The organism is Sphingosinicella sp. (genome assembly GCF_013911755.1).
Taxonomy (GTDB): domain Bacteria; phylum Pseudomonadota; class Alphaproteobacteria; order Sphingomonadales; family Sphingomonadaceae; genus Sphingosinicella.
The window spans coordinates 78,260-104,536 of the sequence record NZ_JACESP010000006.1 but is presented as its reverse complement, the minus strand read 5'-3'; the positions used below and the strand labels follow the sequence as shown (position 1 = coordinate 104,536).

Sequence of the window (26,277 nt, the reverse complement as noted above, 5' to 3'; positions counted from 1 at the left end):
TCAGGCCTTTCCGTTCGTTTGCATGGCGAGCGCCACGTCGCTCATGAAGCGCGCATCGTCGCCGGCCGCCAGCCACTTCGCCTCGCGCGCGATGGCGCCGAGCAGGTCCGCAAGCGGTTCCATTTCCGTCTTCGCATAGTTGCCGAGCACGTATCCCGTCACCCGCGCCTTCTCGCCCGGGTGACCGATGCCGATCCGCACGCGGCGGAAATCCTCGCCGATGTGCGCGGCGATAGAGCGGATGCCGTTGTGGCCCGCCGCGCCGCCGCCCGTTTTCACCTTCACCTTCATCGGCGCGAGATCGAGCTCGTCGTAGAACACCGTCACGTCGTCAGGCTCAAGCTTGTAGAAGCGCATTGCCTCGCCGACGCTGCGGCCGCTGTCGTTCATGAAGGTTTGCGGCTTCAGCAGCAGGACACGCTCGGTGCCGATGCGGCCATCCGCGATCAGGCCCTTGAACTTCCTCGTCCATGGGCCGAAGCGGTGGGCGTCGGCGATCGCATCGGCAGCCATGAAGCCGACGTTGTGCCGGTGGAGCGCATAGTCGCTCCCCGGATTGCCGAGGCCGACGAACAGCTGCATCGCGTTAAGAAACGCCCGGCGCAAAGGCCGGGCGTCTTAAGGTCAGGCCGCTTCGCCCTCGGTGGCGGCTTCCGCATCCTCGCTCGAACGCAGCGCCGACGGCGCAACGATCGTGGCGACGGTGAAGTCGCGGTCGTCGATCACCGGCTTCAGGTTTGCCGACAGATTGAAGGCGGAGATGTGCAGCGACTCGCCCACATCGAGACCCTTCAGCGAGGCTACGATCTCGTCCGGGATCGCGTCGGCGGGGCAGACCAGCTCGACTTCGTGGCGGACGATGTTGAGAACGCCGCCGCGCTTGATGCCGGGCGATTCTTCGTCGTCGGTAAAGCGCACCGGAACCGCGACCGTGACGCGCGCATCCTTGGACAGGCGCAGGAAGTCGACGTGGATCGGACGGTCCGTGACCGGGTGAAACTGGACATCGCGGGGGAGCGTGCGCTCCGTCTTGCCGCCAACTTCCAGCTCGACCACGGAGCTGAGGAAGTGTCCGGTCTGGAGCAGCTTCACGAGGGCCTTCGCCTCGACGTGGACCTGCACGGGTTCCTTCTTGTTGCCGTAAATCACGGCGGGTACGCGGCCTTCGCGACGGATTGCACGGGAGGCTCCCTTGCCTGCCCGGTCGCGCGCTTCAGCCGCGAGCTTCAGCGCTTCACTCATCTGTATATCTCCATTCGTTCAATCCCCGCGGCCGCCTCCAGGGATGACCAGCCGCTCGGGAAGCGGTGCCCGTACACGCCGAAGCGCGGAAACGCAAGGGATTCGGGGCTACCGCAGCGCTAGTTCAGCCGCTCGACCTTCAGGCCCTTCGCTTCCAGCATCGATTGTACGCTGTCCTTGCCCGCGAGGTGCCCGCTGCCGACGGCGACGAACACCGTGCCTGGAGTGGATTCGAGGCGCTTTTCGATCCAGTTCGCCCAGCTGAGGTTGCGGTCGGTGAGGAGGCGCTTGGCGAGGCCGGGCGAATCGCGCGTGTCGTCTTCGAGCAAATCGGCGACGGCGTCGATGTCGCCCACGACCCAGCTGTTCACGGCGTTTTTGATCACGGCATCGATATCGTCGATGTCGTCAAGCGAGTTGACGAGCAATGTGCGCTGCTCCGCCTCGGGCAGCGTATCGAAGAAGCCGAGTTGCTCGGCCATCGTTTCCAGCCCCTCGATGCGCTTCCTCTGCGCAGCGGCGCGCGTGGAAAGCTGGTATTCGACGCCGCCTTCGATGCCGTAGCCGAGCTTCTGGATGCGCGCGGTTGAGAGCGACATGGTGGCGAGCCAGGTTTCCATTGCGTCGAGCGCGGCGACAGGGACACCGGCGTGCGTGATCGCTGCGGCAAGCTCGTCCCGCTCGCCCGCTGGCACGCGCTCGGCGAGCGGGGGCAGTCCGGGCGTGTAGCCCATCTTCAGAATAACGGGGGTCGTCGCCTTCGCGTCGTTGGTGCCAAGCACTTCGAGTACGAGCGTGTCGGAGGCGTCAAAGGCTTTGGCGATGGCGGGCCGCATCCAGTCGGTGCCCTCGGGCAACATATGGATCGTGCCGAACAGATAGATCGTCGTATCGGCATCCTTTACCGCCCAGAGCGCGGGGCCCGCTGCCGCCACGACGGTGCCCGGCGTGCTTGCCGGCGTTTCGTTCCGTGCACTGCCGGGGGCTTCTCCCGTGCAGGCGATCAGGATGAGGGCGCCGAGAGCCGCGCAAAGTCTTGATAGCATGGTGCGAACATAGGAGCAGGCTTTGCGTTACGCCAGAAGGTGTCGAAATTTCTTACATTACGGAAATAAATTTCCTTCTGGAATATTATTTGCGCTTTGAAAATATGTGAGAATTAATCCTTGGCACCAATCCTGCATCCCCTCGTCCGGTGGCGTGAAACAGGTTCGCGTCCGTAACGAAGGGGACGGAAAATGCGTTTGGTACTTCTCGCCGGAGTGGTGACACTTGCGGCAACGCCCGCGCTGGCTGCGCCGGTGGACCTGTCAGACTGGCAGTGGGACACCCTGAACAACAGCAGTTCGGCGAACTGGGTGGTGCAGGCCGGCAATGACGCCGTGCTGCAGACCATCAACGGTGAGCCGACAATCTTCTTCAAGGACGGCGCCAACGCCCAAGGCACGGCACTTTCGGGAACAATCAAGGTGGGCGCCGACGGTGATAATGATTTCGTCGGCTTCGTGCTCGGCTACAGCGACGGCGAAATCAACTCGGCATCGGCCGATTTTATCCTGATCGACTGGAAGCAGGGCGATCAAGGTCTCGCGAGCGACGGCCTCGCGCTTTCCCGCGTGACCGGCGCCGGAGCGAGCACGCCGAGCGATGACTATTGGAACCATGATGGTGTCGTCTCGGAGATCGCGCGGGGCGCGAATCTCGGCTCGACGGGCTGGGTCGATAATGTCGAGTATACGTTCGACCTCGTGTTCCTTCCGAACCTCATTGAGGTTTACGTCAACGACATTCTCGAGATCAGCGTAACGGTGCTCGATGCGGGCATTGGGGCGTTCAGCAATGGCTCGTTCGGTTTCTACAACTATAGCCAGAGTCAGGTGCTTTACGCCGGTCTCACCGAGGACGTCGTGATCCCCGATCCCGACCCGCCCGTCGACGTGCCCGAACCGGCGATTCTGGGCCTGTTGGGCCTTGGATTCGCAGGGGTAGGCGCGCTGCGACGCCGCCGCAAATAGGCGCAGACGGTCGTTGTGAAAAAGGGGGCGCGCCTTCGGCCCCCCCTTTTTCACTGGACCTGACTGTAACGGTCCTTCAGCAGGCGCTTGTAGAGCTTGCCCGTATCGTGCCGCGGCAGCTCCTGTTCGAAATCGACCGAGCGCGGGCATTTGACATGGCTGAGGTGGGCGCGGGCGAAGGCGATGAGCTCGGCTTCAAGGTCCGGCCCCGCATCGGCCCAATCGCGCGGCTGCACCACCGCCTTCACTTCCTCGCCCATCTCCTCGTGCGGGATGCCGAACACAGCAACGTCGGCCACCTTGGGATGCATGACGAGCACGTTCTCGGCTTCCTGCGGATAGACGTTCACGCCGCCCGTGATGATCATGTAGGCGGCGCGGTCGGTGAGGAAGAGGTAGCCGTCCTCGTCGATGTAGCCGATGTCGCCGAAGGTGGCGCCGTGCTCCTCGTGCTGGGCGCTTTTCGTCTTCTCGGGATCGTTATGATAGGCGAACTCGCCGCCGCCCGCGAAATAGATGCGGCCTTCGCGTCCCGGCGGCAGCACATTGTCTTCCTCGTCGAGTATGCGAATCTCGCCGAGCAGCGAACGGCCGACCGTGCCGGGCTTCTTCAGCCATTCCTGCGGGCTCACCGCGCAAAAACCGGTGCCTTCGGTGGATGCATAATATTCGTAGATCGTCTCCCCCCACCAGTCGATCATCCGGCGCTTGACCTCCACGGGGCATGGCGCCGCGGCGTGGATCGCCACCCGGAGGCTGGAGAGGTCGTACCGCGCGCGGATTTCGTCAGGCAGCTTCAGCATCCGCACGAACATCGTCGGCACGAGCTGTGTGTGCGTGACACGGTGCTGTTCGACGAGCGCGAGATAGCGCTCCGGATCGAACTTCTTCATCACGACGAGCGTACCGCCCACGCGGTGCACCGACATTGAATAGCGCAGCGGTGCTGCATGATAGAGCGGCGCGGGCGACAGATAGATCATGTTCTCGTCGAAACTGTAGATCATCTTCGTCAGCATGAAGAGCGGGCTCACCTCGTCGACAGGCCCTTCGGGGAGCGGCCCGATGACGCCTTTCGGGCGGCCGGTGGTGCCGGACGAATAGAGCATGTCGCGGCCCTGCGATTCGTCGGCGATGCGCGTGTCCGGCATCGCCGCGACGGCAGCGCCGAAGTCTTCGAAGCCGGAAATCGCGCCGCCCACCGAGAACCGTGCACCGGGTACCTCGAGCCTTGCGGCAACGTCGGCGAGGCCGGGGCTTGCGAACAGCATTCTCGCCCCTGAATCGGCGATGATGTATTGCGCCTCGTCGAACCCGAGCCGGGTCGAAATCGCTGTAAAGATAATGCCCGACCGCTGCGCGCCCCAGCAGATCGGAATGAACTCCAGGCAGTTTTCCATCATCAGCGCGATCACGTCGCCGCGCTTCAGACCGTGCGCGCGGATCAGCTGCGCGACCCGGTTCGAAAGCGCCTCGAGCGCCCGATAAGTGAGCGCTTCGCCGGTTTCGGCGATGATGATCGCGGTCTTGTCCGGGGTCTTTTCGGCAAAAACATATGGATGCATGGTGGTTCTGCTCCTCCCGCGGCAACGCTACCAAAAGCTGTTGCACAAAGACACGCTGACGGCTTCGTCAGGTAGGCGGGCAGGGGCCGGACCATTGACGACGACAGGGCTTGGCCCTATCCGCCACTAAGCGTTTCAAAGCGCCAGGGAGGCGGTATCGTGCGGCGTTCCGGTGGCCCGAGTGGGGTGGGCTACTGGTCATGCGTGGTGCTGCTGGCAGTATCTGAAAGGGCCCCATGAACACGTCCCGCGTCACCTCGTCTTTCATCGCCAACATTTGCACCGGCGTCTCCCTGATCGCGCTTGCCGCCGGACCGGCGACCGCGGCGGACCTGACCGTCACGGGCACGCGCAACACGGCGATCACCACATCGAACGCGAACAGCGGCCCAGGCAACGTCATCGTCGACGGCACCGTCGACGTTTCGAGCGGCACGGCGATCACGGTCGATTCCAGCAACAGCGTGACGGTGAACGCCTCGCGCACGGTAAAGACGACGACGCAGTCGAACGGCACCGGGGTAGCGGTGGTGACGCCGGGCGGCGGGCTTTCGGGCACGATCACCAACAACGGCACGATCCAGGTGACGGGCACAGGCGCGAGCGACGCCGTCGGCACCAACAACGTCGGCCTGCTGATCGGCGGCACGGGCACGTTCACCGGCAACGTGGTGAGCGGCAGCGCCAGTTCGATCACGGTGGGCGGCACGGACTCCTACGGCGTTTCCGTGACCTCGCGGCTCAACGGCAACCTCGGCGTGAACGGCGTTTCGGTGACGGGCGCGCGCTCCACTGCGGTTTCCGTGTCGGGTGAAGTCACCGGCAACGTGAAGGTGACGGGCGGCGTCTCCGCGACCGGCGCGGATGGTACCGGGCTCGCGATCACCGGCGCGGTCGGCGGGGGCATTGCGAACGCGGGCACCATCGGCACCGGCGTCGCGCAGACGACGGAGTCGGACGGCGACATCGTACCCGCAGTCTCAGGCAAGGCGAGCGTGCTCATTTCCGGCACGGTCGGCGGCGGCTTCGTCAACGACCGCTACTACGTGGATGCGAACGGCAACCGCGTCGCGCCGGCCGATGTCGATACCACCAAGCACACGCTCGTCGCGGGCACCGTGGCGGCGCTCGGCGGCGCGCCGGCGATCCTCGTGTCGCCCGGCGCGACCGGCACGGCGAACACCGTCGTCGGCAATGTCGGCACGGGCGCAGACGCCTACGGCATCGTCAACCGCTCGACGATCACGGCGAGCGGCAGCACATCGGGCCGCGAGACGGATGCGATTCGCGTGGTGGGCGGCAACGGCTTCACGGCGAGCGTCGGCGGCGGCATCAACAACCAGTCGGGCTCCAGCATCACCGCCTCCGCGATCGATGCGGCGGCAAGCGGCATCCGCGTTGGCGACGGCGGCATCGCGCCCGATATCGTGAACGGCGGCCGCATCACCGTGCGCGGCAATCGCACCGCGAACAGCGACGGCAGCTTCGGCGTGGGCGGCAACGCCTACGGCATCCGCGTCGATTCGGGCGCGGCGGTGACTTCGGTGACGAACAGCGGCACGATCGAGGTTACGGCGAACGGCAACAACCGCACCGCCTACGGCATCTATTCGGCCGGAAACGTCTCCGCGATCACCAACAGCGGCACGATCGACGCGACAGGCTTCAGCGGCGACAACGTTGCCGCCTACGCGATCGACACCTTGGCGAACGCAGGCGCTGTCACGCTGAACAATTCGGGCACGATCGATGGTGCGGTGCGCCTTGGGGCGGGCAGCGACACGATGAACGTCTCAGGCGGGACGATCACCGGCGCGATCAGCTTCGGCGGCGGCAGCAACGCGCTGAATATCAGCGGCGGCACGGTTTCCGGCGGGCTCTCCGCGACCGGCGGCACGCTCGCGCTCGGCATGACCGGCGGCACGCTTGACCTTTCGGGGCAGGACAGCCTCGGCCTGCAGAGCCTGAACGCGTCCGGCGCCTCGAAGATCGTCCTCGACGTCGGCACGGATTTCACCGGCATCAATGTCGCGGGCGCGGCGAGCTTCACGGGCACGAGCGCGATCGAGCTCAACATCACCGATCTGCTGGCGGGCGAGCGGACGATCAACGTCGTCACCGCAGGCGGCGGCCTCACGACCGACCATCCGGACACGATCCTTACCGCCGACAGCGTGCCCTATATCTACGCCGTCGACGACGTGACCGTGGACGCCGACTCGATCAGCATCGACCTTCGGCGCAAGGGTGGCGGCGAGCTTGGCCTCAGCACCGAATACAGCAAGGTCTACGAAGCCTCGATCGGGGCGCTCGCCGAGGAGCAGGCGCTGACGAGCGCGGTCAATGCGCTTCGCGACGAAGCCGCTGTGCAGGCCGCCGTGCGCCAGATGACGCCGACGACGTTCGGCAGCGCGGCAGCACGCGTGCTCATCGCCAATCAGGACGCCGGCTTCGGCGTGCTCGGCCACCGGATGCAGACGATCCGCCAGTCGTTCCACGGTGGCGGCATCGACGCGGTGGAGCGCGCACGCTTCGGCGTGTGGATCCAGCAGACCGGCAACTTCTTCAGCAAGAAGGAGCGGGACAACGACCCGGCCTTCGATGGCAACTCCTACGGCCTCACCGTCGGCGGCGACCTGCTCATGGGCGAAAAGGCCGCAGTCGGCGTCGGTCTCAGCTACATTTCGAGCGAGGTCGATCCGGACGGGCTTGCGGACAGCCCGCTCGTCGTGAAGAACCTGCAGGGCGACATCTACACGACGATCCGCTTCGGCCGCCTGTTCGTGGATGCGACCGCCGGCTATGCGATGAACGACTATCGCAGTCGCCGCGTCATCACCTTCGGCGGGCTGGACCGCGAGGCTAAGGCGAAGTTCTCGGGCTCGCAGCTTTCGGGCAACCTCACCGTCGGCTACGAGATGCCGCTCGGCAAGCGGCTTCGCGTTACGCCCAGCAACAACATCAATTTGCTGAAGGTGAAGCAGGACGGCTACACCGAGGACGGCGCCGACGCGCTCAACCTCGATATCGAAAGCGTTTCGTTCGACCTCGTGCGCGGCACCTCGAAGCTTGCGCTCGGCTACGGCATCCCGCTCGGCGACGGCGAGCTGTGGCTGGAGATGCGCGGCGCCTACATCTACCGGCTCGCCGGCGATCAGGTGATCGGCACGAAGGGCCAGTTCGTGGCGACGGGCGCGGCGTTCTACCTCGAATCGAAATCCTCGCTCGACAGCGGGTGGCGCGCGGGCGCGAGCGCGAACTACGTCGGCGGACGCACGGCGCTCGGCGTCAACTACGACCGCGAGGGCGGCTCGGGCTACGCCAACGACGCGCTCACCATGTCGCTGGCGATGCACTTCTGAGGACCGTGATGCTTGCCGGAAGGGCCTGCGCCCGTTAGAGCCGTCCCGACTTTTTTGCACCTGCGAAGGGCGGACGCGCGTGGCACTCAGTTTTCAGGAGATCATCCTTACGCTCCAGCGTTTTTGGGGTGACCGGGGCTGCGTGATCCTGCAGCCCTACGACATGGAAATGGGTGCGGGCACGTTCCATCCGGCAACGACGCTGCGCGCGCTCGGGCCAAAGCCTTGGAACGCCGCCTATGTGCAGCCCTCGCGCCGGCCGACCGACGGCCGCTACGGCGAGAACCCGAACCGCTTGCAGCATTATTACCAGTTCCAGGTGATCCTGAAGCCGAGCCCTGCGGACATCCAGGACGCGTACCTCGATAGTTTGCGCGAGATCGGCGTTGACCTCGCGAAGCACGACATCCGCTTCGTGGAGGACGACTGGGAAAGCCCGACACTCGGCGCATGGGGCCTCGGCTGGGAGGTCTGGTGCGACGGCATGGAGGTGACGCAGTTCACCTATTTCCAGCAGGTCGGCGGCTACGATTGCAAGCCGGTTGCGGGCGAGATCACCTACGGGCTTGAGCGCCTCGCCATGTATATTCAGGGCGTCGACAACGTCTACGACCTCGATTTCAACGGGCGCGGCGTGACCTACGGCGACGTGTTCCTGCAAAACGAACAGCAGCAGAGCGCGTACAATTTCGAACACGCGGACACCGAGGCGCTGCTCCGCCAGTTCAAGGACGCGCAGGCCATGTGCCGGACGCTGCTGGATAATGATCTGCCGCTCCCTGCCTACGAACAGGCGATCAAGGCGAGCCACATCTTCAATCTTCTGAATGCGCGCGGCGTCATCTCGGTCGCCGAGCGTCAGGCCTACATCGGCCGCGTGCGCGACCTCGCCAAGGGGGCGTGCGAAAGCTGGATGAAGGTCAACCACTGGCTGGAGACGGCATGATGGCCGACTTCCTGCTCGAACTTTTCAGCGAGGAAATCCCGGCGCGGATGCAGCGGCAGGCCGCCGCCGACCTCGCGCGGCTGCTTGCCGCCGAGATCGCGGGCGCGGGGCTGAAGGCGCAAGCGATCGAAACCTTCGTGACGCCGCGCCGCGTCGCGCTCATCGCGCGTGGGCTCCCCGCCGAGACCGAGGCGGTGTCGGAAGAGCTGAAAGGCCCGCGCACCTCCGCGCCGCCGCAGGCGCTCGAAGGTTTCCTCCGCAAGACCGGCCTGACGCAGGACCAGCTCGAAGAGCGGGACGGGGTCTACTTCGCGGTGATCGCCAAGCCCGGCCGCAAGACGGCGGACGTGCTCGCGCAGGCCGTGCCCGCCGTGGTGCGCGCCTTCCCGTGGCCGAAATCGATGCGCTGGGGCGAGGCGAGCCTCTCCACCGAATCGCTGCGCTGGGTGCGGCCGCTGAAGGGCATCGTTGCGCTCTTGGGCGGCGAGGTGGTGCCGTTCGAGATCGCGGGCGTCGCTTCGGGCCGAACGACGCTCGGCCACCGCTTCATGTCCTCCGGCGCGATCGAGATTGCGGACGCGGACGATTACGCGCCGAAGCTCCGCGCCGCACACGTGATCGTGTCGTCGGAAGAGCGCGCGGGGATCATCGCGGACACCGCCGAGCGGCTTGCGGCGGACGCGGGGCTGCAGCTGGTGGCGGATGCGGCGCTTGCCGAGGAGAACGCGGGCCTCACCGAATGGCCGGTGCCGCTGCTCGGGCGCTTCGATCCGGCGTTCCTCGATGTGCCGCCGGAGGTGATCCAGCTCACCGCCGCGAAAAACCAGAAGTATTTCGTGTGCCGCGACATGGCGGGCAAGCTCGCTCCGGCATTCGTCTGCACTGCGAACATTGTCGCGAGCGACGGCGGTGCGTCGATCGTCGCGGGCAATCAGAAGGTGCTTGCCGCGCGGCTTTCGGATGCGCGTTTCTTCTGGGAGCAGGACAAGAAGAAGACGCTGGAGAGCCATGCGGCGAAGCTCTCCGAGATCGTGTTCCACGAAAAGCTTGGCACGGTCGCGGACAAGGTGGAGCGCGTGGCGAAGCTCGCGCGCTGGCTGGTCGAGGAAGGCATCGTCAAAGGCGCGGATGCTGACCTCGCCGAACAGGCGGCGCGTCTGTGCAAGGCCGACCTCACCACCGGCATGGTCGGCGAGTTCCCCGAACTGCAAGGCCTGATGGGCGGCTACTACGCCCGCGAAGAGGGACTGCCGGATGCCGTCGCCGACGCGATCCGCGATCACTACAAGCCGGTCGGGCAGGGCGACGACGTGCCGACCGCGCCAGTGACGGTGGCGGTGAGTTTGGCGGATAAGCTGGACAGTGTCGGAGCGTTCTTTGGTATTCTAGAAGAGCCAACCGGTTCAAAGGATCCTTTCGCGCTTAGGCGGAGCGCACTTGGCTCTATCCGTTATATTGAGCGCGGGTTACGGTTCTCATTGAAGAGGCTTTTCGATCGGCACATTCGTCATTGGATTGATGTGACTTATGAACGTGGCCTGTTTGCGTATAGGCTTGAGCTGGATCATTCCGCTTTAGAGCAAGATAGAATTTTCTATAAGACGTCGCCAATTTCATCCCCGGAAAACTACGAAGGGCGCTTCGACAATGAGTTGTTCGTGGCTCTGCGAGAACCCGTTCCTCGGGATTGTTCATTTGCACTGAGTGATTTGGTAGGAAAAATTGCCTTTTTCTTGCCGCAGCCAGTGGTCTTTCCGGAAAACGCTGTTGAATTCTTTGCTGACCGTCTCAAAGTCCAGCAGCGTGAGGCCGGTGTCCGCCACGACCTGATCGATGCCGTGTTCGCGCTCGGCGGGGAGGACGATCTCGTCCGCCTGCTTGCGCGTGTGAAGGCGCTTCAGGCCTTCATCGGCACGGACGACGGCGCCAATCTGCTCGCAGGCTACAAGCGTGCGGCGAACATCTTGAAGGCCGAGGCGAAGAAGGGTGAGCTTCCTTCAGCGCCCGACGCGCCCACTTACACGCCCGAACCCGCCGAAGCTGCGCTGATCGCGGCGCTCGGCGTTGCCGCGCCGAAGGCCGAGGCTGCCGTCGCCGCCGAAGATTTCGAAGGCGCGATGGCGGCGCTCGCCTTGCTGCGTGCGCCGATCGACGCGTTTTTCGAGGACGTGACCGTCAACGATGCCGATCCCGACAAGCGCGCGTTCCGTCTCGCGCTGCTTGAGCGGGTGCGCGCCGCGGTGCACCGCGTTGCCGATTTTTCAAGGATTGAGGGGTAGCGGCGGGCGTCTCCCCTCCCGCCGACGATAAACAAGGAAGCGAGCGATCATGACGCAGTGGGTTTACAGGTTCGGTGGCGGCGTTTCCGATGGCGGAAAGGGCGACAAGAATCTGCTGGGCGGCAAGGGCGCGAATCTCGACGGCATGGCCTCGATCGGCCTGCCCGTGCCTCCCGGCTTCACCATCTCCACGGCGATGTGCACGCATTATTACGAGGCGGGCGAGAGCTTTCCGGATTCGCTGCGCGAGCAGGTCGCGAAGGGCCTCGCGCATATCGAAGGCATTACCGGCAAGCGCTTCGGAGATAGCGGCGATCCGCTGCTGGTCTCGGTGCGCTCGGGCGCACGCGTTTCGATGCCGGGCATGATGGATACCGTGCTCAACCTCGGCCTCAACGATGCGACGGTCGAGGGGCTGGCGGCGTCTTCGGGCGACGCGCGCTTCGCGTGGGACAGCTACCGCCGCTTCATCCAGATGTATTCGGACGTCGTGCTCGGCATCGACCATTACATCTTCGAAGACGCGCTGGAGATCGCCAAGGAAGACAAGGGCGTCAACCTCGATACCGATCTTGCCGCCGAAGACTGGCAGCGCCTCGTCGGTACCTACAAGGCGAAGGTGGAAGAGGCGCTTGGCCGCCCATTCCCGCAGGATCCGATGGATCAGTTGTGGGGTGCCATTTCGGCGGTGTTCGGCTCGTGGCAGTCCGAGCGCGCCAAGGTCTACCGCCGCCTCAACGACATCCCGGCGGACTGGGGCACGGCGGTGAACGTGCAGGCGATGGTGTTCGGCAACATGGGCGATACTTCGGCAACGGGCGTCGCCTTCACGCGCGATCCCGCGATCGGCACGCGCGCCTACTACGGCGAATATCTCATCAACGCGCAGGGCGAAGACGTCGTCGCGGGCATCCGCACGCCGCAGTACCTGACGAAGGCCGCGCGCGAGACGGCGGGCGCGAAGGCGGCTTCGATGGAAGAGGCGATGCCCGAGACGTATCAGGAACTGGCGCGCGTCTTCGACCTCCTCGAAACGCACTACCGCGACATGCAGGACATCGAGTTCACCGTGGAGCGCGGCAAGCTGTGGATGCTGCAGACGCGCAGCGGCAAGCGCACCGCGAAGGCGGCGCTGAAGATCGCGGTCGATATGGCCGAAGAAGGCCTCATCACGCAGGAGGAGGCGATCCTTCGCGTCGAGCCGGGCGCGCTCGATCAGCTCCTGCACCCAACGCTCGATCCCGCCGCGTCGCGCGACGTGGTGACGACGGGGCTTCCGGCGAGCCCCGGCGCGGCATCGGGCATCATCGCCTTCGATGCGGACGAGGCGGAGCGGCTCGCCGCGCTTGGCGAGGACGTGATCCTCGTGCGCGTCGAAACCTCGCCTGAGGACATTCACGGGATGCACGCGGCGCGCGGCATCCTGACGGCGCGCGGCGGCATGACCAGCCACGCGGCGGTCGTGGCGCGCGGCATGGGGCGGCCCTGCGTTTCGGGCGCGGGTGCGCTCAGCATCAACATGGAAGAGCGCGTGATGCGCATCGGCGGTCGCAGCTTCAACGAAGGCGACACGCTCACCATCGACGGCGGCACCGGAGAGGTGATGGCGGGCAAGGTCGCCACGATCCAGCCGCAGCTCGCGGGCGATTTCGGCACGCTGATGGTGTGGGCCGACAAGGTCCGCCGCATGAAGGTGCGCACCAACGCGGAAACCCCCGCCGACTGCGCGGTGGCGCGCGAGTTCGGCGCGGAAGGCATCGGGCTCTGCCGCACCGAGCACATGTTCTTCGATCCCGCGCGCATCACGGCGGTGCGCCAGATGATCCTGTCGGAAAACGAAAAGGGCCGCCGCGCGGCGCTTGAACGGCTGCTTCCCGAGCAGCGCAGCGACTTCGCGGAAATCTTCCGCATCATGGCGGGCCTGCCGGTGACGATCCGCCTGCTCGATCCGCCGCTGCACGAATTCCTGCCGCACCGCGAGGAGGATTACCAGGAGGTGGCGCAGGCCTCCGGCGTCTCGATCGACGTGCTGAAGCGCCGCGTTTCGGAGCTGCACGAGTTCAACCCGATGCTCGGCCATCGCGGCTGCCGCCTCGGCATCACCTACCCCGAAATCTACGAGATGCAGGCGCGCGCCATCATCGAGGCGGCGCTCACCGTCGCCGACGAGACGGGCGAAGCGGTGGTGCCGGAGATCATGATCCCGCTCGTGATGACGACACGCGAGTTCGAGCTGATGAAAGCCGTGGTCGACAAGGCAGCAGAGGCAGTGTTTGCCGCGAGCGGCAAGCGGCTCGACTATCTCGTCGGCACGATGATCGAGCTGCCCCGCGCCGCGCTGATGGCGGGCGAGATTGCGGAGCAGGCCGAGTTCTTCTCGTTCGGCACCAACGATCTGACGCAGACGACGCTCGGCATCAGCCGCGACGACGCGGGCAAGTTCCTCTCGGCGTACGTCGACAAGGGCGTGCTGCCGAAGGATCCGTTCGTCAGCATCGACGTGGACGGCGTCGGACAGCTCGTGAGCATGGCGGCTGAGCGCGGCCGCGCGGCGCGGACGGAGCTGAAGCTCGGCATCTGCGGCGAGCATGGCGGCGATCCCGCGTCGATCGCGTTCTGCGAGAAGACCGGGCTCGATTATGTCAGCTGCTCGCCATACCGCGTGCCGATCGCGCGCCTTGCGGCGGCACAGGCGGCGCTTCGGGCCAGCAAATAAGCGAGTTGGCATAGCGCCGCCGTGTGTCATGCTTGGCGGCATGAAGCGGTGGGGCAAATGGCTGCTGGCAATTGTCGCGGGGCTCGCGCTGGGTCTCGGCGGCGCGTGGCTTTCCGTGCGCGGCGGGCTTGGCGCCGGATCCGCGAAATCGGGGCCGTGGGCGACGTCCGCCGTCACCGGCTCCGCCGATGCCGACCTCAGAACACGTGCGACCGTTGCCATAGCGGGTCTGCTCGCGCTTTCCGCGAAGGAAGCCATCTACTTCAACGCCGAGGAAGACAGCGCTGGCGCGCCGCTCGACGGGCGGTGCCGCTACCGCGTGAGCGGCGTGGACCCGAAGGCGCGCTGGTGGAGCATCACGCTTTACGGCGCAGACCATTTCCTCGTGGCGAACGCGGCGCAGCGGTTCAGCTTCCATATGCGGAATGTGCCCCGCACGGGACCGGGGGCGTTCGCCTTCGATGTCGGACCGTCGGGCGAGGGGGAGGACTGGCTGCCGACCGGCGGGCAGGGTCACTTCGCGCTCACGCTGCGCGCCTATAATCCCGCTCCCGCGATCATCGGCCGCCCGGACCCTGCGCATTTGCCGACGATCGAGAAGGTCTCGTGCGCATGAGGTGGCTCGGTCCGATCCTCCTCGCCGCGCTCGTTGCCGCGCTCGCCTATGTGGCGGCGCTGTGGGCGACGCCGCATGTCATCATGGCGAAGGCGATGGAGACGCTCGGCGCGGGCAGCGTCAACGTGATGCGGCATCAGGGGCTTCCGAACGCCGAAAGCCGATTCGTGGTGCGCCCCAGCCCCGATCTCGCCTACAGCATCTGCGTGTTCGATCTGGCGAAGGGGCCGGTCGCGATCGATGCGTTCGTGCCGCCGCAGCGCTACTGGTCGCTTTCGGTTTTCGATGCGAACACCGACAACATCTTCTCGGTGAACGACCGCACCGCCACCGGGCGCTACGCGCTGACGCTCTCGAAAGACGGCACAGGCGGATCGCTCGCCGTCCCGGGCGGCAAGGGCATCGCCCTCATCCGCATCCTCGTCACCGACGCCGAAGACCTTGCGGCGATCGATACACTCCGCCGCCGCAGCACCTGCGCACCCGCATAATCAGGAAATGAAGAGCTTCGCCCCGGCTTCCCGCGTGATCGCCCGCTGGTAACCCTCCCGCGCCTGCATCCGCGCCCAGTAGGCCGCGACGTTTTCGGGGAAGGCGCCGAGCTGCAGGATTTCGGCAAGCCGCAGCGCGTAGGCGAAGCCGATGTCGGCGATGGTGAAGCGGTTCGCCGCAACATAGTCGCTATCGCCGAGCAGCCGCGCGGCGCCCTTCAGGCGCGAGAAGAACCAGCGCGTGTAGTCCTCCACCGCCTGCGGCAACCGCCGCTCTTCGGACTCGAACACGCCGTAGCGCAGCACGAGCGTCTGCGGGAAGGTGAGCGTTGAGTCGGACTGGTAGAGCCAGTTGAGATAGCGACCGTAGTCGGGCTCATCCGATCGCACCGCGAGCGGCGTGGGGCCGTAGCGCTCGGCGAGGTAGTGGCAGATGCCGGTCGACTCGGTCATCAGCGTCTCGCCGTCGGTGAAGGTCGGCACGGTGCCGAAAGGGTTGAGCTCCAGATAATCGGGCTCGGTAAAGCGCGGCGGGAACGCCATCAGGCGGAGGTCGTAGGCAAGCCCCATCTCCTCCAGACACCAGAGCGGCCGGAAGGAGCGCGCACCCGCGCAGTGCCACAGTTTCATCGGGTCAGCATTTCTTCAAGGTGATCGGGGCGCCACCATCGCGCGACACCGTCATCGTGTCTGCTGCCGGGTAGGCGAGGGCCCATTCCTCGCGCGACCACTTGCCTTCAGACTGGCAGACCATGCGGCGCTTCTCGTCGGCGCTCGCCGCATCGGGTGGAAGGATGTCGCAGCGCAGGTCGGCCTTGGTGAGCAGTTCGTCGTTCCAGAAACGCCACCAGCCCTCGGTGCACTGGTCGGCGCTTTCCGCCCAGCGCCCCACGTAGCGCGGCGGTGGCGGCAATGGCACGGCGGGTTCGGCGGCAGGCTGCGGCGTTGCCGCCGCAGTCTTCTCTGCGGGCGCGGATTCGGGGGCGCTGCCGCACGCCGCGAGGGTGGTGAGAAGGGCGATCAGGGCGGTGCGCATCACTCGCTGCCGAGCTTGCCGAAACGGGCTTCGTATTCGGTGAGACGGCCGCTCGCGAGCAGCTTCGCCTGCTCGATCAGATGGTCCTTTTCGATGCGGCCGCGGAAGTTGTCGAGCTTCGCGTCGACGAGCTTCACCTCTTCGGGGCTCCAGTCCGCGATCTGCGCGAAATAGAAAATGCCGATCTCGCGAAGCCGCGCGGCGAGGCGCGGGCCGACACCTTTCAAGAGCGAGAGGTCGTCGGTCGGGCCGATCGGTGCTTCGAGGAAAGTCGGCAGCTTGCGGCCCGGTTTCCAGCCAATTCCGGGGAGCGGCGCCGTGCTTGGCGCACTGTCGGCGGGCGGCGGGGTGCCCGCGCTTTCAGCCTTGCGTGCGGCCTTTTCGCGGCGCAGCCGGTCGACCTCGTCGGCAAGCGGTTTCACCTGATCGCGGGCGGAGGCGAGGTCCTTTTCCAGCCGCGCGATCTCCGCGCCGGCGCTTGCCAGCCGGGATGCTGCCTGATCGTGTTGGGCCTGCAGCAGCTCCAGCTTTGCCGTGCCGCGGAATAGTGCCCAGCCGAGCGCGAGACCGACGACAAGGCCGGGCAGGCCGAATGTCAGCAGCGCGGTGATGTCGATGGCCATGATCCTGTCCTTGCTTGGCGTCGCCCTTCCGAACTGATAGCGCGGTCGCCGCCGAATCCAAGGAGACAATGTCGATGGGACCGCTTTCGGGCCTCAAGATTCTCGATCTTTCGCGCGTGCTCGCGGGGCCGTGGGCGACACAGATTCTCGGTGACCTTGGCGCCGAGGTGGTGAAGGTGGAGCGGCCGGGCGCGGGCGACGATACGCGAAGCTGGGGGCCGCCGTTCATCGCGGGCGAGGACGGAACCGCGGGCGACGCCGCATACTATCTCGCGGCGAACCGTAACAAGAAGAGCCTTGCCATCGATATCGCCGATCCGCGCGGCGCGGCAATCGTGCGAAAGCTCGCCGAAAGTGCGGACGTGGTCGTCGAGAACTTCAAGGCGGGCGGGCTCGCGCGTTACGGTCTCGACTATGCGGGGCTCGCCGCCGTGAAGCCCGACATCGTCTATTGCTCTGTCACCGGCTTCGGGCAGGACGGGCCGAATGCCGAGCGGCCGGGCTACGACTTTGTCATTCAGGCGATGGCCGGGCTGATGAGCATCACCGGTGCTGCCGGTGGCCAGCCGACCAAGGCGGGCGTCGCCATTGCCGACATCACGACGGGGCTCTACGCGACGATCGCCATCCTTGCCGCGATCCGCCACCGCGACGCGACCGGAGAGGGCCAGCACATCGATATGGCGCTGTTCGACACCACGCTCGGCTGGATGGCGAACCAGGCGATGAACTATCTCGTCTCGGGCAAGGTGCCGCGCCCGATGGGGAATGCACATCCCAACATCGTGCCCTATCAGGATTTCCCCACGGCGACGCGCCGCATTGCGGTCGCTGTGGGCAACAACGGCCAGTTCCGGGCGTTCGCGAAGGCGCTGGGGCGGCCCGAATGGGGCGAGGATGAGCGCTATGCCTCTTCCCCGGCCCGCGTTGCCAATCGCGAGGCGCTGGTCGGGGAGATCGAGGCCGTGCTGCTGCGAGAGCCCGCAGAGCGCTGGCTTGCGGCACTCGATGCGGCGGGGGTTCCTGCCGGGCCGGTCAACGATCTCGCACAGGCCTTCGCTGAGGAACAGACAAAGGCGCGGGGACTCGTGATCGAGCAGGCGCACCCGCTTGCGGGCACTGTGCGGACGATGGCGCAGCCGATGCGCTTTTCGAAGACGCCGCCTGACTATGCGAAGGCGCCGCCGGAACTTGGCGCGGACAGCATTGATGTGTTGCGCGCCGCCGGGCTTTCGGCGGACGAGATCGCGGCGCTGGTGGCGGCGGGCGTCGTCGAAACGAACGCCCGCACCTGAACCCGGATCAGCTCGTGAAGTTATCGGCGATCGCGCAGGCCGCCGGCCCGAGGATCACGACGAACAGCACTGGCAAGATGAACAGGATGAGCGGCACGGTCATGATCGCCGGGAGCCGCGCAGCCTTTTCCTCGGCGCGCATCATGCGCTCGTTGCGGAATTCCGCCGAGAGCACGCGTAGGGACGAGGCGAGCGGCGTGCCGTATTTCTCGGTCTGAATCATCGTCGTCACGACGCCGCGCAGCGCTTCGAGATCAACGCGATTGGCAAGGTTCTCGAAGGCCTGGCGGCGATCGGTGAGGAAGCCGAGCTCGATCGCGGTGAGCGCGAATTCGTCCGCGAGTTCGGGATAGCCGTTGCCAAGTTCCTTCGCGACGCGGTTGAACGCGGCATCGACGGTAAGACCGGCCTCGGCGCAGATCACGAGCAGGTCGAGCGCATCGGGAAGGCCCTTGCGGATCGCATCCGAACGCTTCGTGATGAGATTCTTCACATAGATGTCGGGCGCCTTGTAGCCAATGAGCAATGCGCCACCCACGATCATCGCCTTCGTCGAGGAGGCGTAATCCGGGAACATGCCGAGACCGTAGATATAGAACGCGGCGATGGCACCGAGCGCGAAGGGCGCGATCAGGCGACCGAACATGAACACGACGACCGCGTCCTTGGAGCGGATGCCGGCCTGCACGAGCTTGGTTTCGGCGAGCTTCGTCTGCTCGTCCTGCATCACCGACATCTTCTTGAGGATGCCGCGCATGAAATCGGTGGCTTCAGTCTTCGCCGCAAGGCTGGAGCGCCGCCGCGGCGCGACGATGCCCGCCTTCAGCTGTTCGCGGCGGTCCTGAAGCGCTTTCACGCGGCCGCGCATCGGATCGCGGACGGTCGCCACCGACCAGACCGCAACCATCATGGCGAAGACACCGAGTGCTGCGAGCAGCGTGGCGAGATCGGTCCCGGTCATGCCGAGAAGAAGGGTTTTCTCTTCCATCAGATTTCGAAGCTCACCATCTTGGCCATGATAAAGGCGCCGATTGACATCCAGATAAGGCCGCCGATGCCCGCCACCATCAGGCGCGGATCGACGAAGAACGGATTCAGATAGGAGGGGTTCATCATGTACACGAGCGTGAACACAATGAACGGCAGTGAGCCGACGATATAGGCCGACGCTTTCGATTCAGACGACATCGCCCGGATCTTCAGCTTCATCTGCGCGCGCTTGCGCAGCACTTCGGCAAGATTGTTCAGCGTTTCGGCAAGGTTGCCACCGGTCTCGCGCTGGATCGACAGCGTGATGACGAAAAACTGGAATTCGGGGGTTGTCAGGCGGTTCGCGGTTTCCTGCAGCGCCTGCTCCATCGTACGGCCGATGCGGATCTTGTCGGAGACCTGGCGGAATTCGTATCCGACCGGATCCAGGATTTCCTTGCCGACGACACCGATCGATTCGGAGATCGGCAGACCCGACCGGAGACCGCGTACGAGAAGATCGATCGCGTCCGGGAAGCGGTCGTTGAAATTCTTGATGCGCTTCTTGATGAAGAAGCTGACCACCATGTGCGGCAGGAACAAGCCGAAGAATAAACCTGCCAGCGCGGCGAGCGCCATCGGCGCGCCGGTGCTCGAGATGGCGATGAAAGTGAGCGCGAGAATGGCGAGGCTCGCGACCGCATACTGCCCAAGCGACCAGGACTTGCCCGTGCGATCCAGACGCTGGCGAAGCAGCGCGCGGTTCGGGATCAGGCCCTGGAACATGTTGTCGAGCCTGCTCTCACGCGAGGCGAGGATGCGGCGCATCTGCACCTGCGCAAGCACTTCGCGTGAGGACGAATGCCGCTCGCGGAGCTGCTCCAGCCGCTTCGCGCCGCGCTTCGCATTGCCATCGCCGCTCATCAGAATGATCAGCGCCAGCGCCACAAAGACACAGCCGAAGATCACGGCGATCATCAGGTCACGGCTCATCCCATGCACTCCATCAAGGCGCGGCCAAGGCCGAAGTATTCCGCGCGTTCGTAGCAATTCGGGCGCAGGCCCGTGCTGATGTATTCACCCTTCAGCTTCCCGGTCTCATCCTCGCCGTTGTAGCGGTAGAGGAACAGGTCCTGCATGGTGATGACGTCGCCTTCCATGCCGACCACTTCCGAGATGTGCGTGATGCGGCGGCCGCCGTCGCGCATACGGCTGATCTGCACGACGAGGTTCAGCGCGTCGGAAATCTGCTGGCGGATGGCGTTCGGGCTGAGATTGAGCCCGGCCATGTTGATCATGTTTTCAAGACGCGTCAGCGCCTCGCGCGGGCGGTTCGCGTGCAGCGTGCCGAACGAGCCGTCGTGACCCGTGTTCATGGCGGCGAGCAGATCAAACGCTTCGGGTCCGCGAACCTCGCCGAGGATGATGCGATCGGGACGCATACGCAGCGCGTTCTTCACGAGGTCGCGCATCGTGACCTGTCCATTGCCTTCGAGGTTCGCGGGGCGCGTTTCCAGGCGCACGACGTGCGGCTGCTGCAATTGCAGCTCGGCTGCGTCCTCGATCGTGACGATGCGTTCGCCCGGATCGATGTTGCGCGAAATCGCGTTCAGCATCGTCGTCTTGCCGGAGCCCGTGCCCCCCGAGATCAGGATGTTGAGACGGCAGCGGCCGGCGATGTTGAGGAACTTGCACATGGCCGGCGACATCGATCCGCCTTCCATCATGCGATCGAGCGTCAACTTGATCTTCGAGAATTTACGAATCGAGATCGAGGTGCCATCGATGGCGAGCGGCGGGATGACGACGTTGACGCGGCTGCCATCAAGAAGGCGCGCGTCGCAGATCGGCGAGGTCTCGTCGACGCGGCGGCCGACGGCGCTGACGATGCGCTGCGCGATGTTGAGGAGATGCGCGTCGTCGCGGAACTTGACGTCGGTCTGCGCGAGCTTGCCCTTGCGTTCGGCGTAGACGACGTTCGGTCCATTGACCATGATTTCGCTGACTTCGTCGTCGTTGAGCAGCGGTTCAAGCGGTCCGAGGCCGAGCATGTCGTTGAGGAGCAGCGTGACGAGATCGCGCTGCTCGCGCTGGTTGAGGCCGATCTTCTCCTGAACGAGAATTTCGGAGATGACGTCGGAAATCTGCTCGGCGAGTTCGCCGCGTGAGAGATCGGCGATGACGCTCGCGTCGATCCGCTCCATCAGAATGGGGTGGACGCGCTCCTTGGCGGCAAGCACGCTCTGGGTGCTCGCACTCGCGGCGCGCGCACTCCGCTCGGCCGTTTCCGCGCTGGCGGACGGCTTCAGGCCGCCGACGAGATTGATGAGTTCGTTGAGAAGAACGGTGACGGTGTCGCGCACCTGCCCATCATCGATCGTCATGCCCTGGATGTCGGCGAGACGTTTGATGGTGTCTTCCATCTGGGCGGCGAGTTCGCCGCGGCGGCGCGTGCGGGTCTTCGCGGGCGGAAACAGTTCGGAAAGCTGCGGCGAGAGGATCGCGTGCAATTCCCACACGCAGTTTTCGGTGCTGCGCCCGCGCGGCGCTTCAACAGGCTTCGAAAGGCCAAAATCCCCGGAATCGGCAACAAGCGGCCGCCTGCCGGTGCTGGCGGCGGGGCTCTGCCCGAACCCGTCGCCAACAACCTGCAGTCCTGCGCCGCTTCGTTTTCCGAACCCCTTGGGCTGCATACCTTACCCCGTTTTACGCAGTGCGGCCCGGCCGGTTGCCCAGCCGGAAAGCATTACTTTTTACCCGAAGCCTTGGCGGCGCCCTTGTTGGGCAACAGGCTCCGAACCTTGCTCATCAACGTCTTCGCTTCGACCTCGGCAGCGATTTCACCGGCAAGCTGGACGGCGAGCGTTTGAAGGGCGCTGCCGACCTTGCCGGTCGCGACCGCAGCGAGGGCACGCCCCTGCTTCGCGGCGCCGACGGCCTGCTTGACGTCGAGCGGAATGACGATGTCGATCTTGCGTTCGATCGATGCTTCGAAATCCTTGCGCGCGACTTCGGGCGGCGGATTCGTGCCGACGCGATTGGCGACCATCGTGACCCGGGCGTGCGGTGCGTTTGCTTTCAGGAAACCGAGCAGGCGGATCGCATCGCGCGTCGAGGCCAGCGTCTGTTCGGTCACCACGACAACATGGTTGACGTCGCTGAGCAGGTGTGGGTGCTGCACGGCAACGGTGCGCGGCAGGTCCACGATCACCGTTTCGAAGGCATTGCGCATCTCTTCCTGAAGCTGGAACAGCGCACTGCCGTCAGCGATCAGCGGCTGGCTGATCGGCGCTTCAGCGGAAAGCACGGCGAGCTTGTCGCCCACGCGCACCATCGCACGCTCGATGAAGAGGCCGTCGATGCGGCTCGGGTTTTCGAGCGCGTCCGTAAGGCCGCGGCCCGGTTCGAGGTCGAACGAAAGCGCCCCCGTGCCGAACTGGACATCAAGATCGAGAAGCGCCGTGGAGCGGCCCTGGCTCTCCGCTGAGAGCCATGCGAGCGAGCTTGCCACGGTGGATGCGCCGACGCCGCCGCGGGTGCCGATCACCGCGATCGTCGTGCGCGGATGGGCGCTGGCATCGACCTCCACATGCTTCGGACCCTGCAGCGTGACCTGCGCGTGCATGAACGCTTCGCGCATCGCGTCGGCGGAAAGCGGCTTCAGCAGATAATCCTGCAGGCCGCTCGCGACGAGATCGCGGTAGAGTTTCACGTCGTTGATCATGCCGACCGCGATCACGATCGTCCCCGGCTCGCAGACTTCGGCAAGCGCGTTGATGTCGTTCAGCGGATCGCCCGACTCCGACAGATCGACGAGCAGCACCATCGGGCTCGACGAGACCGAGAGCGTCTGCACGGCGTTGCGAAGGCCACCTTTGTTGACCTTCTCGACAGCCCAGCCGAGTTCGGCTGCCACGACCTTGACGGCATCAGCGGTTTCGTCGTCGCAGACGAAGGCGTTGAAGGCGTCGCGTGCACCGACGCCGGTTTTCGGATTCCAAGGCGCGTTCATACCTGCATCCCCTCGTTTAATTGCTGCCGGCCTGGCCGACGGTGCTCTTCACCTTGTTGGTGCCTGCGCCGGCCTTGCTCCGGTAGATTTCGATCGCCTTCACGGTGGTGAGCGCGTCGGTGCCAATGTAAGGCTTGCCCGACACAAGGTCGTTCGCGTCGACCACCATCGCGGCGATGTTGCTCTCGCTGGCGCAGCCGTAGTTGCTCATCGTCGAAGCTTCGAATTCGAGCTGCGACGGACGCGACCAATCCGGACAACCCGGGACGCTGGCGGTCGCGCGCATCACGACAACGCGTGGGCCGCCGCTGCCCGCACCGACCGTGACCGGCACCTGATCGTTCAGAAGCAGCCCGTATCCGGCCAGCACCGATGCGATCGCCGCACGGCGAGCACCCGAGCCGCCGCCGCTGTCGTCGACGCTGACGCGGTCGCCGTAGCGAATTCCGATGCCCTCGAACCACTCCGCAAGCGACTTGCGCTGGTCGCTGGAAAGCCCGTCCGCACCGGCATAGCCGAGATCGTGGACGAGGATTGTCTGCGCGACGACCGGAGCCTTCGCTGACGCCATCCCCGGATTGGGAGCGGTGCCGCCGCAGGCGCCGAGCGCGAGAGATGCGGTGAGAAGGGTGCCCGCTGCGAGGCGGCGCATCGTGATGGTCTTCATGGTCATGGTGCCCCTCTCCATCAATTGTTCGAGAAGCCGGGCGCGGCCGAGCCGGCGACCGTGGGCGGTCCGGCTGTCTTCGCTTCGGCGACCGGCGCCTTGGCGCCCTTGAATGTTTTGCCCAGCAGCCAGCGCTCCGCATCGTTCGGAACAGCAAGGCCGTCCGTCGGCAGCGTAAGGCGGGTGTTGGTCGGCTTCACGAGATAGGGTGTCACCACGATCACGAGTTCCGATTCGTCGCGCGCGAAGCGATCCGATTTGAACAGTGCGCCAAGGATCGGCAGATTGCCGAGCAACGGCGTTTTTTCCTGGGTGGTGCCCACGCGATTGCGCAGGAGCCCGGCGATCATGAAGCTCTGGCCCGAGCCGAGCTCGATCGAGGTCTCGGCTCTGCGCGTGGTCAGCGCCGGGATCGAGATATTGTCGAGGCGGATCGCTCCGGCTTCCGAAAGCTCGGAAACTTCAGGACGAACGCGCAGACTGATCCTTCCCCCGTCGAGCACGGTCGGCGTGAAGGCGATGCCCACGCCGTATTCCTTGAATTCGACGCTGATGCCACCGTTGCCATCGCTCACGGCGATCGGGAACTCGCCGCCCGCAAGGAAGCTGGCCGTCTCGCCCGAAAGGGCCGTCAGGTTCGGTTCTGCAAGGAGGGAGACGAGGCCATCTTGTTCAAGCGCGTCGATCGCTGCGCCGACGTCCAGCCCGAACAGTGAAGCGACGCCGCCGATCGTCGTCGACCCAGAGCTTTGATTCAGCGTCCACGTTCCTGCGACCGCATCATAGGTGAGCGCTCCGGTCCCCCGTCCGCGCGCCATGCCGAACAGGAAGCCGCCTGTGTTGTCGATTGTCGTCAGGTTGACGCCCAGCTCCTTCACCAGGCTGCGGCTCACCTCCGCGAACTTCACGCGGAGGTTCACCTGCGCGGGCGTTGCCGTCTGCAGCTTGTTGACGATGGCCTGTCCTTCGCCGACGAAGGTCTTGACGAGGCGCGTGGCCTCCTCGACCTCTTCGGCGCTGGCGACGGTGCCCGTGAGCAGCGTCATGCCGTTCATCGAATTGACCGTGATCGCGGCGCCCGGCATCGCAAGACCCAGCATCGTGCGGATCTGGTCGATGTTCTGCGCGACGCGGACGTTCGCGGAATAGACGATGCGACCGGCACCGTCCGTCGCGTAGATCGTTGTTTCACCGGCGCCGACGCCGTAAACGTAGAGCAGGCGGTCGGACCGGACCTGCACGTCTGCGATCTTCTGGTTGGCGACGAACACGTCGCTCATCGACCGTTCAAGCCGGATCAGCGTGCCCTTGTTGACGCCGACGTTGAGCGTGGACGCTGCCGACGTGATCGTCGTGTCCTGCGCCTGTGTCGCCGGCGTGGCCATGGCGGCCAGCGACAGTGCGGCGGCGCAGCCGCACAGAATTGCCTTGAGCTTCATGTTATTCTGCCCCCACGGAAACTTCGGTGGCCTTGCTGCCGCGGAACACGCGGACGCTCGGACCCGCCGGCTTGCCAGACTTCACGGCCACAGGACGCGGATCGAGGTTGGATGCGAAGCGCGAGACCTCGCCGCCGGTGGTGAACGATGGATTGCGATCGTTCGGCTGCGTCTGGAGTGCAATCTGCATGTGCTTTTCCTGCGTGGCATTCAGGTCGTCGCCGACCTCCACCTCGCCGGTCGCGATCATCTGTTCCAGCTCCTGCGTATTCTCCGCGAGCGGGCGCAGGCTGAGCGAGATCTGGCCGAGCGTTTGTGCGACCGCGATCTTTTCCACGAACTTCGGCGGCACTTCGAACGTTACGGTGCGACCCGTCTTGGGGCCGGATTCTTCACCGCCAAGTTCGTCGGTGCGCTGGTCGATGGCGAGCACGCGCACGTTGCGCATGATCGTCTCGGAAACGCGCAGCGCCGGGGCAGGCGTGCCTTCCTCGGTATCGCCCTGATAGCTGATACCGTGCGTCAGCACCATGTCGACGCGGTCGCCCGGGAAGACAAAGCCGGCGACGCCGCTTTCGGCGTTGATAGAAACCGTAACGGCGCGCATCCCGGGCGTCAGCGCTGCGGCAAGGAAACCGCGCTCACCCGGCCCGACGATCGAGCCCTTGGTGAGCGGCTGTCCGGCCGGAACCGAAACGCGCACAACTTTGCCGTTCAGGCTTTCGAGGTTGGTCTCGCCTTCAAGGAAGTAGACGTTTTCCACGAGATCTTTGGGCCACGGCTGCAGCTTGAACATCTCGGCGTTGAGGATGGTGCCGAGCGGTAGCGGCTTGGTGGCGACAAGCACCTTCGGGCCCTTATGCTCGACCTCGCCGGCCTGCACTTGCTGTGTGCCGCTGTCGCTGACAAGCGCGCGCACGAAGAAGGCCGAGATACCCGCTATAACGAGCGCACCGACCAGCAATATGATCTTCTTTACGTCCATGACCCCTGTAGCCTCCAGG

At 65.2% G+C, this 26,277-nt stretch carries 22 protein-coding genes; 8 read left to right on the top strand and 14 right to left on the bottom strand.

The window, feature by feature from the left end:
* The 3 genes from pth to H2052_RS06355 form a co-directional block, all read right to left on the bottom strand.
* Window positions 1-582, bottom strand: a complete 582-nt coding sequence (gene pth, locus H2052_RS06365; protein ID WP_293779290.1) for an aminoacyl-tRNA hydrolase — start codon at window positions 580-582, stop codon at window positions 1-3.
* 42 nt (window positions 583-624) lie between these two features.
* Window positions 625-1,242, bottom strand: coding sequence for a 50S ribosomal protein L25/general stress protein Ctc (locus tag H2052_RS06360; RefSeq protein ID WP_293779288.1), 618 nt, complete (start codon window positions 1,240-1,242; stop codon window positions 625-627).
* A gap of 119 nt (window positions 1,243-1,361) precedes the next feature.
* Window positions 1,362-2,288 (bottom strand): TraB/GumN family protein, encoded by a 927-nt coding sequence (locus tag H2052_RS06355; protein WP_293779286.1) that lies wholly within the window; start codon window positions 2,286-2,288, stop codon window positions 1,362-1,364.
* 192 nt (window positions 2,289-2,480) lie between these two features.
* On the opposite strand from H2052_RS06355, the gene H2052_RS06350 reads away from it, so the two are divergent.
* On the top strand, window positions 2,481-3,257 hold the full coding sequence (locus H2052_RS06350; RefSeq protein ID WP_293779284.1) for a PEP-CTERM sorting domain-containing protein: 777 nt from the start codon (window positions 2,481-2,483) through the stop codon (window positions 3,255-3,257).
* Between the two features lie 50 nt (window positions 3,258-3,307).
* Here H2052_RS06350 and H2052_RS06345 read toward each other — a convergent pair whose 3' ends face one another.
* Window positions 3,308-4,822 carry an AMP-binding protein gene (locus H2052_RS06345; protein WP_293779282.1) on the bottom strand — a complete coding sequence of 505 codons (1,515 nt, stop codon included), beginning with the start codon at window positions 4,820-4,822 and terminating at the stop codon, window positions 3,308-3,310.
* A 236-nt stretch (window positions 4,823-5,058) separates the two neighbouring features.
* Here H2052_RS06345 and H2052_RS06340 point away from each other — a divergent pair, with 236 nt between their 5' ends.
* The 6 genes from H2052_RS06340 to H2052_RS06315 all read left to right on the top strand — a co-directional run bounded on the left by H2052_RS06340 (window position 5,059) and on the right by H2052_RS06315 (window position 15,232).
* Window positions 5,059-8,184 carry an autotransporter domain-containing protein gene (locus H2052_RS06340; RefSeq protein ID WP_293779280.1) on the top strand — a complete coding sequence of 1,042 codons (3,126 nt, stop codon included), beginning with the start codon at window positions 5,059-5,061 and terminating at the stop codon, window positions 8,182-8,184.
* 79 nt (window positions 8,185-8,263) lie between these two features.
* Window positions 8,264-9,130, top strand: a complete 867-nt coding sequence (locus H2052_RS06335; RefSeq protein WP_293779278.1) for a glycine--tRNA ligase subunit alpha — start codon at window positions 8,264-8,266, stop codon at window positions 9,128-9,130.
* Window positions 9,130-11,409, top strand: coding sequence for a glycine--tRNA ligase subunit beta (glyS, locus tag H2052_RS06330; RefSeq protein WP_293779388.1), 2,280 nt, complete (start codon window positions 9,130-9,132; stop codon window positions 11,407-11,409). Before H2052_RS06335 ends, glyS begins: the two co-directional genes overlap by 1 nt.
* Before the next feature lie 49 nt (window positions 11,410-11,458).
* Window positions 11,459-14,125: a pyruvate, phosphate dikinase gene (gene ppdK, locus H2052_RS06325; protein ID WP_293779277.1), complete on the top strand. Its 2,667-nt coding sequence runs from the start codon at window positions 11,459-11,461 to the stop codon at window positions 14,123-14,125.
* 40 nt (window positions 14,126-14,165) lie between these two features.
* Entirely contained in the window at window positions 14,166-14,741 is a 576-nt protein-coding gene (locus tag H2052_RS06320; protein WP_293779275.1) for a DUF1214 domain-containing protein, read from the top strand.
* Complete coding sequence (locus tag H2052_RS06315) at window positions 14,738-15,232, top strand: DUF1254 domain-containing protein (protein WP_293779273.1); 495 nt, start codon at window positions 14,738-14,740, stop codon at window positions 15,230-15,232. The genes H2052_RS06320 and H2052_RS06315 overlap by 4 nt, the downstream gene beginning before the upstream one ends.
* Here H2052_RS06315 and H2052_RS06310 read toward each other — a convergent pair whose 3' ends face one another.
* From H2052_RS06310 to H2052_RS06300, 3 genes are read right to left on the bottom strand one after another with little or no spacing between them, the layout of a single operon-like run.
* On the bottom strand, window positions 15,233-15,862 hold the full coding sequence (locus tag H2052_RS06310; RefSeq protein ID WP_293779271.1) for a glutathione S-transferase family protein: 630 nt from the start codon (window positions 15,860-15,862) through the stop codon (window positions 15,233-15,235).
* Window positions 15,863-15,866: 4 nt separating this feature from the next.
* A complete protein-coding gene (locus tag H2052_RS06305) occupies window positions 15,867-16,268 on the bottom strand; it encodes a hypothetical protein (protein ID WP_293779269.1) in 402 nt (133 codons plus the stop codon).
* Window positions 16,268-16,891 (bottom strand): hypothetical protein, encoded by a 624-nt coding sequence (locus H2052_RS06300; RefSeq protein ID WP_293779267.1) that lies wholly within the window; start codon window positions 16,889-16,891, stop codon window positions 16,268-16,270. Before H2052_RS06300 ends, H2052_RS06305 begins: the two co-directional genes overlap by 1 nt.
* A 74-nt stretch (window positions 16,892-16,965) precedes the next feature.
* Here H2052_RS06300 and H2052_RS06295 point away from each other — a divergent pair, with 74 nt between their 5' ends.
* The gene (locus tag H2052_RS06295) at window positions 16,966-18,186 is read left to right on the top strand and encodes a CaiB/BaiF CoA-transferase family protein (RefSeq protein WP_293779265.1); all 1,221 of its coding nucleotides are present in this window, start codon (window positions 16,966-16,968) and stop codon (window positions 18,184-18,186) included.
* Window positions 18,187-18,193: 7 nt separating this feature from the next.
* Here H2052_RS06295 and H2052_RS06290 read toward each other — a convergent pair whose 3' ends face one another.
* The 7 genes from H2052_RS06290 to cpaB are packed head-to-tail and all read right to left on the bottom strand — an operon-like array spanning window position 18,194 to window position 26,258.
* Window positions 18,194-19,174, bottom strand: a complete 981-nt coding sequence (locus H2052_RS06290; RefSeq protein WP_293779263.1) for a type II secretion system F family protein — start codon at window positions 19,172-19,174, stop codon at window positions 18,194-18,196.
* Window positions 19,174-20,148 carry a type II secretion system F family protein gene (locus H2052_RS06285; RefSeq protein WP_293779261.1) on the bottom strand — a complete coding sequence of 325 codons (975 nt, stop codon included), beginning with the start codon at window positions 20,146-20,148 and terminating at the stop codon, window positions 19,174-19,176. Before H2052_RS06285 ends, H2052_RS06290 begins: the two co-directional genes overlap by 1 nt.
* A complete protein-coding gene (locus tag H2052_RS06280) occupies window positions 20,145-21,848 on the bottom strand; it encodes a CpaF family protein (protein ID WP_293779259.1) in 1,704 nt (567 codons plus the stop codon). The genes H2052_RS06285 and H2052_RS06280 overlap by 4 nt, the downstream gene beginning before the upstream one ends.
* A 53-nt stretch (window positions 21,849-21,901) precedes the next feature.
* A complete protein-coding gene (locus tag H2052_RS06275) occupies window positions 21,902-23,167 on the bottom strand; it encodes a pilus assembly protein CpaE (RefSeq protein WP_293779257.1) in 1,266 nt (421 codons plus the stop codon).
* 16 nt (window positions 23,168-23,183) lie between these two features.
* Window positions 23,184-23,840, bottom strand: coding sequence for a CpaD family pilus assembly lipoprotein (locus H2052_RS06270; RefSeq protein ID WP_293779255.1), 657 nt, complete (start codon window positions 23,838-23,840; stop codon window positions 23,184-23,186).
* Between the two features lie 14 nt (window positions 23,841-23,854).
* A complete protein-coding gene (locus H2052_RS06265) occupies window positions 23,855-25,273 on the bottom strand; it encodes a type II and III secretion system protein family protein (protein ID WP_293779253.1) in 1,419 nt (472 codons plus the stop codon).
* A 1-nt stretch (window position 25,274) separates the two neighbouring features.
* Window positions 25,275-26,258 (bottom strand): Flp pilus assembly protein CpaB, encoded by a 984-nt coding sequence (gene cpaB, locus H2052_RS06260; RefSeq protein WP_293779251.1) that lies wholly within the window; start codon window positions 26,256-26,258, stop codon window positions 25,275-25,277.
* Between the last annotated feature and the right edge of the window lie 19 nt (window positions 26,259-26,277).